General features: G+C 42.4%; 6 protein-coding genes. 5 read left to right on the top strand and 1 reads right to left on the bottom strand.

What is annotated here, in order from left to right; genetic code table 11:
• Positions 1-26: 26 nt before the first annotated feature.
• Positions 27-470: a GNAT family N-acetyltransferase gene (locus B2V92_RS14580; protein ID WP_293309363.1), complete on the bottom strand. Its 444-nt coding sequence runs from the start codon at positions 468-470 to the stop codon at positions 27-29.
• 182 nt (positions 471-652) lie between these two features.
• Here B2V92_RS14580 and B2V92_RS14575 point away from each other — a divergent pair, with 182 nt between their 5' ends.
• From B2V92_RS14575 to B2V92_RS14555, 5 genes are all read left to right on the top strand, one after another.
• Complete coding sequence (locus B2V92_RS14575) at positions 653-1258, top strand: TetR/AcrR family transcriptional regulator (protein WP_293309361.1); 606 nt, start codon at positions 653-655, stop codon at positions 1256-1258.
• Positions 1259-1327: 69 nt separating this feature from the next.
• Complete coding sequence (locus tag B2V92_RS14570; protein ID WP_293309359.1) at positions 1328-2530, top strand: efflux RND transporter periplasmic adaptor subunit; 1203 nt, start codon at positions 1328-1330, stop codon at positions 2528-2530.
• Positions 2531-2554: 24 nt separating this feature from the next.
• Positions 2555-5758 (top strand): efflux RND transporter permease subunit, encoded by a 3204-nt coding sequence (locus B2V92_RS14565; RefSeq protein WP_293309357.1) that lies wholly within the window; start codon positions 2555-2557, stop codon positions 5756-5758.
• Positions 5745-7151 carry a TolC family protein gene (locus B2V92_RS14560; RefSeq protein ID WP_293309355.1) on the top strand — a complete coding sequence of 469 codons (1407 nt, stop codon included), beginning with the start codon at positions 5745-5747 and terminating at the stop codon, positions 7149-7151. The genes B2V92_RS14565 and B2V92_RS14560 overlap by 14 nt, the downstream gene beginning before the upstream one ends.
• Positions 7152-8151: 1000 nt before the next feature.
• Positions 8152-8805 (top strand): hypothetical protein (locus B2V92_RS14555; RefSeq protein ID WP_293309353.1); only part of this gene is annotated, 654 nt, incomplete at its 3' end.

Here is an 8805-nt window from a genome sequence, read left to right as displayed (position 1 = left end):
TTTGTGCCTTGGTGTCTTTGTGGTTATTATTTATGCTGTTTCACCCAATTCTCATAACTCATCTCAAATTTCACTTCACCTTTATTTACCATGCCAACCTTTTTCCAGCCCTGCCTGCTGTAAAATTCTTCGGCACGGGTATTTGGCGCTGTTCCTAACCAAACCGGTTTTTTGGTCTGTTCGAAATACCAATCCATCATTAGCCGATGCAACTCCTTGCCAATACCTTTGCCTTCAAACTCAGGCCGGAGAAATAAAGCCCAGATATTATGTTCATTTAAATCAACAATCGAAAAGCCAACCACTTTACCATCTACTTCGCAAACCCAACCTTTACCACGTTTGGTAATAAATTCTTCGCAATCTTTGTCAGTAACCAGAGCTGGATCTGACAAAATGTTCTCTTTTACGGTGTGCCTGACAATTTGTATGGCAGGTATGTCAGTTGTTTTTGCAGGGCGAAAAATCATGGTTTATATTTTTCTAAAAAATTGACTTACTTGAAAATGTTTGTTTAAACGCTTTAAACATCGATTATAAGACGTAAAACTAACCAATAAAATGTTTATGACAAATGAATGATTGTCAATTCTGCAATTGGTTCTACATTTGCTTAACGGTGTTAGATTATTTACACCTTATATTCCAGATCATGGGAAGTAAAGAAAGAATTCTACGTTTAAAAGATGAAACCAGAACAAAAATTCTGGATGCAGCCTTGAACATTGTTCAAACAGAGGGCTGGCAAGCATTGAGTATGCGTAAAATTGCCGACCAGATTGAATATACTGCTCCCATCATTTACGAATACTTTTCTAACAAAGAAGGTATCCTGTTGGAACTTACCAGAAGGGGATATTTATTGTTGGCCAAAGATATCCGCGAAGCAAGGGACAAACAAGAAACAGCAGAAGATAAAATGGAAGCCATGTGGATTGCCTACTGGAACTTCGCCTTTGCCCACAAAGAATTTTATCAGCTGATGTACGGTGTAGATATGGTTTGTTGTACCGTTAAAAATTCATTGCCCGAGGCCGAAAACGTAGGAAACATGTTAGGCGACGTAATTGAATCGTTATTCGAAAAGAAACCAGTGTCTGACGATGATATCTGTATGAAGTACTACACCTATTGGTCGATCATCCACGGCTTAATTTCCATCAATCTTGTTCGACCAAACGGGAGAACAACCGACGAACTGAACCAACAAATTTTAAGGGACGCCATCAAAGGTATTACCTTATCTATTAACAGTTAATTTTTTTTACAAGGTAATTTAACACTGTTAAATTATTTATACACTTTAATTCCAATTAAATTTAAATATATGAAATCTCTACAACCCTTGCATCCGCTACTTAACAGTGTTAAGTACTTTAATGGTGTTAAATCATTGTTAACAATTTCGCTCCTTTCTATAATTTTGATCAGCTGTAAGTCATCTCCTCAACAAGGACCTGCAGCACCACCTCCACCAGCTTTACCTGTAAGTGCCATTATTGCAGCTAATGAAACTACATTTGTTGATTATCCGGCTTCTATTCAGGGTGCAGTTGATATCGATGTACGTCCGCAGGTGAGTGGTTACTTACAAAGTGTGCTTGTTAACGAAGGCGCGTATGTAACAGCCGGACAAACATTATTCAAAATTAACGAAAACCCTTTCCGCGAGGCTTTAAACAACGCAAAAGCGAGCTTACATGCAGCAGAAGCAGCAGTATTGAACGCGCAATTGGAAGTTGATAAGTTATCACCACTGGTACAGAACAAAGTAGTGTCTGATATCCAGTTAAAAACGGCAAAAACTGCACTTAAAATTGCACAGGCAAATGCCGAGCAGGCTAAAGCAGGTGTGGCTTCGGCACAGATCAATTTAGGTTATACCAATGTTAAAGCTACCGTAAGTGGTTACATCGGCCGTATTCCTTTGAAACAGGGAAGTTTGGTTTCGCCGACTGATCAGGTTGCGTTAACACAGTTATCCGATATCCACGAAGTACACGTTTATTTCTCACTTGCAGAAAACGACTTCAACAACTTTAATGCAAACTACCCTGGTAAAACACCTGCCGACAGGATTAAACATTTACCAGCTGTAGAACTTTTATTATCTGATAACACCATTTATCCGGTTAAAGGTAAAATCGACATGATCGATGGTCAGTTTGATAAAAACACCGGTGCCATTACTTTAAGGGCAAGTTTCCCTAATGCAAATGGTGTGCTACGCTCGGGTAATACCGGTAAAATCCACTTAGGATTACAGCATAACGATGCCATTCTGGTACCTCAATCGGCTACGGTAGAAATGCAGGATAAAGTATTTGTATTTACCGTAGGCGATAGCAGCAAGGTGAAAAAACAAGCGATCAGCATTGTTGGTAAAACCGGCGAAAACTACCTGGTTAAAGATGGGGTAAAAGCCGGCGACCAGATTGTATTAAGTGGCGTTGATAAATTACAGGAGGGTATGGTAATCCAACCTCAAAAAGCGGCAGATAAAGTAGCTGTTGCAAACACAAAAAAATAAGACAACAATAAACTCTAAAAAGTCATGTTTCAGAAATTTATAAACAGGCCGGTACTTTCAACTGTTATTTCCATCTTATTGGTAATAGTTGGTGTAATTGCCTTAGCAAAGTTGCCCTTAGAGCGCTTTCCAAATATCGCCCCTCCGTCGGTATTGGTAACCGCTGTATATCCTGGGGCCAATGCCGAAACTATTTTACGTTCGGTAACCCCATCACTGGAGGAAGCCATTAATGGTGTGGAAAACATGACCTACATGACCTCCACTGCCAGTAATGATGGTACATTGGGTATCACCGTTTATTTCCAACAGGGTACCAACCCCGATCAGGCAGCTGTTAACGTACAGAACCGTGTTTCGCAGGCTACCAGTCAGTTACCGGCAGAGGTTGTACAATATGGTATAACCACTACCAAACAGCAAAATAGCTTTATCGGTGCCATTGGTATCTACTCAGAAGATCCCAAAAAATACGATGCCGTTTTTGTAAACAACTACGCGCAGATCAATATCATCCCCGAAATTAAACGTATCTCGGGTGTAGGTTCGGCCAGTGTATTTGGTGGTATCAAAGATTATTCGATGCGTATCTGGTTAAACCCAAGTCAGATGGCTGCTTACAAAATTACCCCTAACGAGGTAATGAGTGCTATACAGGATAAAAACCTTGAGGCTGCACCAGGTAGACTTGGTGAACGCAGTAATGAGGCATTCGAATATGTAATTAAATATAAAGGTAAGCTTACCAAACCAGAAGAATATCAGAATATTGCTATCCGCTCTAATGCTGATGGATCTATATTGCGCTTAAAAGATGTGGCACGTGTTGAATTAGGTGCCTATAGCTACAGCAGTGTTAACCGTTTGAACGGCCATGATGGTATTACCATTGGGGTAATCCAGTTATCGGGCTCAAACGCCAACGAAATCCAGATCCAGCTTGATAAACTGATGGAAAAACTATCGAAAGATTTTCCTAAAGGTATTAAATACAATCAGTTTTACCGTACCAAAACCGACCTTGATGAATCCATCAACCAGGTGGAGCATACTTTGGTTGAAGCATTCTTACTGGTATTTATCGTAGTATTTATCTTCCTTCAGGATTTCAGGTCTACATTGATCCCGGCTATTGCAGTTCCGGTTGCGATTATCGGTACATTCTTCTTTATGCAGCTGTTCGGGTTCTCGGTTAACCTATTAACCCTGTTCGCCCTCGTACTGGCCATTGGTATTGTGGTAGATGATGCCATTGTGGTGGTAGAAGCGGTACATGCCAAAATGGAAGAAAACCCAGGGCTTAGTCCTAAGGCGGCAACCACCCAGGCCATGAACGAGATTACCGGGGCCATTATTTCCATTACATTGGTAATGGCGGCAGTATTTTTACCGGTAGGTTTTATGACAGGATCGACAGGTATATTTTACAAACAGTTCGCCTTAACCATGGCCATTGCCATTATTATTTCGGCTGTTAACGCTTTAACTTTAAGTCCGGCATTAGCTGCTTTATTTTTAAAGAACAAACACGCTGAAGGTGGCCACGGACACGCTGCGCCTAAAAAAGGTTTTGTAGATAAATTTTATGCAGGTTTTAACGGTGGTTTCAACTATATGACGAACCGTTACATCGGCGGCTTAAAAATACTTATCCGTAATAAATGGATCAGTATGGCCGGCCTTGCATTAATTGTTGCCGTAACCGTATTATTGGTAGGCAGAACAAAAACCGGTTTTATCCCTACAGAGGATCAGGGTTTTGTGGCCATCGCGGTTGCTTCTCCATCAGGAACATCATTAGCGAATACCAACAAAATATTAAAACAGGCTGAAGCTGAGTTGAGGGCTATGCCATCGGCAAGGTTTGTAATGTCGTTAGCAGGTTATAACTTCTTAACAGCATCAAACAGCCCATCGGCCGGACAGATTTTCTTATTGTTAAAACCTAACGACGAAAGGGGAGCGGTAAAAAATATCGACGAGATACAGAACATTGTAAGAGCCAAAATGGCAGCCATTTCTGCCGGTACCTTCTTTGTATTCAGTTTCCCAACTGTACCGGGCTTTAGTAACGTAGAGGCCATGAATGTAATGTTACAGGATAAAACCAACGGCAGATTGGATAAATTTAGTGGTGTAGCCAATAACTTTATCGGCAAACTAATGGCGAAACCTGCAATTGCCTTCGCTTTTACTTCTTACAAAGCAGATTATCCGCAGTTACAATTGGATGTTAACAACGAAAAAGCCGATCAGTTAGGTGTTAGCGTTAAAGATATCCTGCAAACCATGCAAACTTACTTCGGTACTGCACAGGCATCAGATTTTAACCGCTTTGGTAAATACTACCGTGTGGTTGTTCAGGCTGATATTGCCGACAGAACCGACCCTGCAAGTATCGACCGTGTGTTTGTTAAAAACAAATTGGGCGAAAGTGTGCCAATTAGTACGCTGGTTAAATTAACCCGTGTTTATGGTTCAGAAACGGCTTCTCGTTATAACCTGTTTAACTCTATCGAGGTAAATGCCATCCCTAAACCTGGTTTCAGCTCGGGTGATGCAATTAAAGCGATTGAAGAAACAGCCAAAGAAGAATTGCCAACCGGATATGCATACGAATTCTCGGGACAAACACGTGAGGAAATTTCTTCAGGTGGACAATCTACAGTGATCTTCCTGCTTTGTTTGGTGTTTGTGTATTTCTTATTATCAGCACAGTACGAAAGTTACATCCTTCCGTTGGCGGTAATATTATCTATCCCTACAGGTATATTCGGTGTGTTTGTGGTATTGGGCTTAACCGGTATCGAAAACAACATTTATGTACAGGTAGCACTGATTATGCTTATCGGCTTGCTGGCCAAAAACGCCATCCTGATTGTAGAGTTTGCGGTGCAGCGACGAAGGGCAGGCTTGAGTTTGGTTGATTCGGCTATTGAAGCAGCTAAATTGAGGATCAGACCGATTATTATGACATCGCTTGCCTTTGTATTCGGTTTATTCCCGATGAGTATTGCAACTGGTCCATCTGCACAGGGTAACCACTCTATCAGTATCGGTGCCGCAGGAGGTATGGTATCGGGCGTAATTTTAGGTTTATTTATCATTCCGGTACTTTTTGTAATCTTCCAGGCATTACAGGAAAAAGTATCAAAAAAATCATCAAACGAGGTTGTTCAGTACGATGAAGAACCTGTAAATAATCATGCAGTTTATGAAACGGTTTAATATAGTTACCATCCTGCTCCTTGCTTTAGTTTGGAGCGGATGTTCGGTTTCGAAAGATACAGCCCTGCCCAACGTGGTACCAGGCCTGTTCAGAAACACAGCACCACAAGACTCTTCGAGCATTGGTACAATACCCTTGAAAAGTTTTATCAGCGACCTTACTGTACAGAATTTAATTGATACAGCTTTGGTTAAAAATTACGATATGCAGATTGCCTTGAAAAATATCGATGCAGCCGAAGTATTGTTTAAACAATCGAAATTGGGTTATTTACCTGAATTGAAATTGCAGGTTGCGGCAAGCACAAGCCGCCCAAGCGATAACAGTTTAAATGGTTTAAGCCTTAACCAGTTTACAAATTCTACACACATCGAAGATTACAGCGCTAATCTGGGATTGGTATGGGAAGCCGATATCTGGGGAAAAATCCGTAATCAAAAAGCTGGCGCTTTAGCCAGTTTTTTACAGACCGAGGAAGCACGCAAAGCGGTACAAACCCGTTTGGTAAGCAATGTTGCACAGGGTTATTATAACCTGTTGATGCTTGATGCACAATTGGAGATTGCCCAAAAGAACCTGAAACTGAGCGATAGCACGTTAAGGATTATCAACTTACAGTTCGATGCCGGTCAGGTTACTTCGTTGGCGATACAGCAGGCACAGGCACAGCAACTGGTTGCGGCACAACTGATCCCGAGATTGGAACAGGGCGTAACTTTACAGGAAAACGCTTTGAGTGTATTAATCGGTACGTTACCAAAATCGATCACCCGTGAGAGCCGTTTAGATAAAATGGCTATTCCACAGAACCTGAGCGTAGGTTTCCCTTCGGCCATATTAAGCCGCAGGCCTGATATTAAAAGTGCGGAGCTTGCTTTAACCGTTGCCAATGCAAAGGTTGGTGTAGCTAAAGCAAGTTTATATCCATCGCTGGTAATTACCGCAAGCGGAGGGGTAAACTCTTTTAAAGCAAGCAACTGGTTTAATGTACCTGCATCGTTATTCGGTCTGGTTTCGGGTGGTATCACTCAACCTATTTTTCAACGCGGACAGTTAAAAAGCAATTTAGAACTGGCTAAAATCGATCGCGAAAAAACGGTGATCCAATTCCGTCAGTCGGTATTAAACGCTGTAGGCGAAGTATCTGATGAGTTAACGAAAGTAGAAAAGTTAAAAGCACAATATAGCATAGCTGAAAAAAGGGCGCAAACGTTACAACAGGCATCTAAAAATGCAAGCTTATTGTTTAAAAGCGGTTTAGCCAACTATTTGGAAGTAATTACCGCACAGGGCAATTTATTGCAGAGCGAGCTTGAATTAGCTTCTATCAAAACAGAGCAGTTAAATGCTGTGGTAGGCTTGTACCGCTCGTTAGGCGGCGGCTGGAATTAATTTGCATTAAACCTATAAGGCTTGCAAAGGGCTTTATAGGTTTGTGTATAAATTTAGGCACTGAGAGCGCGATGTTCTCGGTGCTTTTTTGTTTTGCTGTTATCCTGGACGCTTACTCCATTGCAATTCCACTCCGTCATTTCCCTCATTCCGTCATTTCGACCGCAGTGGAGAAATCTGCTGAATTCAATTTCCAATCGCTCAGCTCTTTTTTCCAGCCGCTCAGGCTTGCCTCGGCTCACCGCCGCCGAAAGGGCTCTTTCTTTTCTCTTGATAGAAAAGAAACAAAAGATCAAGGCTTGGATCTGATGTCGGATAAATTCGTCAAAGCTTCGAGGGCGACAGTATCTAGGCTCTCACCCTGGCTGTGTCCACCGCTCGCGCTTGATCCTGTCTTGGATTGTGCTAGATTGAATGGATATGCTAAAGCTTTAACGTTTTCTCCTTCCTTCAGATCCTATGCCGGATGGCAGGGTGCAGATAGCATGGTGCGAATTTCTACCGCGAAGACTCAGCGATTGCTTTTTGCCTCATTGCTGTCATCCTGAGCGCAGCGAAGGATCTCTGCGTGCTGCGCAGTAACATAGTTTTAGCTTTGCCTTTCACATTTAAAATGCAATGTGCCGGCCTGCCACTCAGTCTTGCCTCGGCTCTGCGCCGCCGAAGGGCGCTTACTTTTTTCAGTTGTGTTTATGTTTTTATCGGTCTTCAAGCTTGCTCCGCAGGTTGGCTTGATCCAAAAGTAACAAACCTGAGCGCAGCGAAAGCATGCCCGCCTATAAAAACAACAATAAAATAGGCATAACTGAAAGGCTTGCACCTGTTTTTTATGCGATTATATTGTTTTTTTCGGTATAAAAGATTGCTGCGCAATTCTTGAACTAAGCTATCGAAATTCTAATTGCGGCAGTATCTAGGCTCTTACCCTGGCTGTGTCCATCGCTCCCGCTTGATCCTGCCTTGGGCTGTGGTTTGGTGTGGAGGGTGTGCAAGAATTTCAATGCTTATTTCTAAGAAAATCTGCTATGCCGGATGGCAGGGTGCAGATAGCATGGTGCGAATTTCTACTGCAATCAATTTTGGCCACTTAATCTACTGCGATCGTCATGCTGAATTTATTTCAGCATCCATCATGCTAAGTACCGCTTCTCTCCATGTTGTCATCCTGAGTGCAACGAAGGATCTCTGCGTAACTAGTACTAGCTTAATGTTAGCACTGCCTTTCATATTTAAAACAATATATTGGCCTACGCTCAGGCTTGCCTCGGCTCTGCGCCGCCGAAGGGCGCTTACTTTTTTCAGTTGTGTTTATGTTTTTATCGGTCTTCAAGCTTGCTTCGCAGGTTGGCTTGATCCAAAAGTAACAAAAGATCAAGGCTTGCATCTGATGTCGGATAAATTCGTCAAAGCTTTGATGTCGGCAGTATCTAGGCTCTCACCCTGGCTGTGTCCACCGCTCGCGCTTGATCCTGTCTTGGATTGTGCTGAATTGAATGGATATGCTAAAGCTTTAACGTTTTCTCCTTCCTTCAGATCCTATGCCGGATGGCAGGGAGCCGAGGACTTATTGCGTAATTTCTACTGCGATCGTCGTGCTGTCCCGAATGTTCGGGATCAGCATCTATCATGCTGCTATGCCGGATGGCAGGGAGCC

The organism is Pedobacter sp. UBA5917 (assembly GCF_002432345.1).
Lineage (GTDB): Bacteria > Bacteroidota > Bacteroidia > Sphingobacteriales > Sphingobacteriaceae > Pedobacter.
This window is presented reverse-complemented; position numbering and strand designations above follow the sequence as displayed.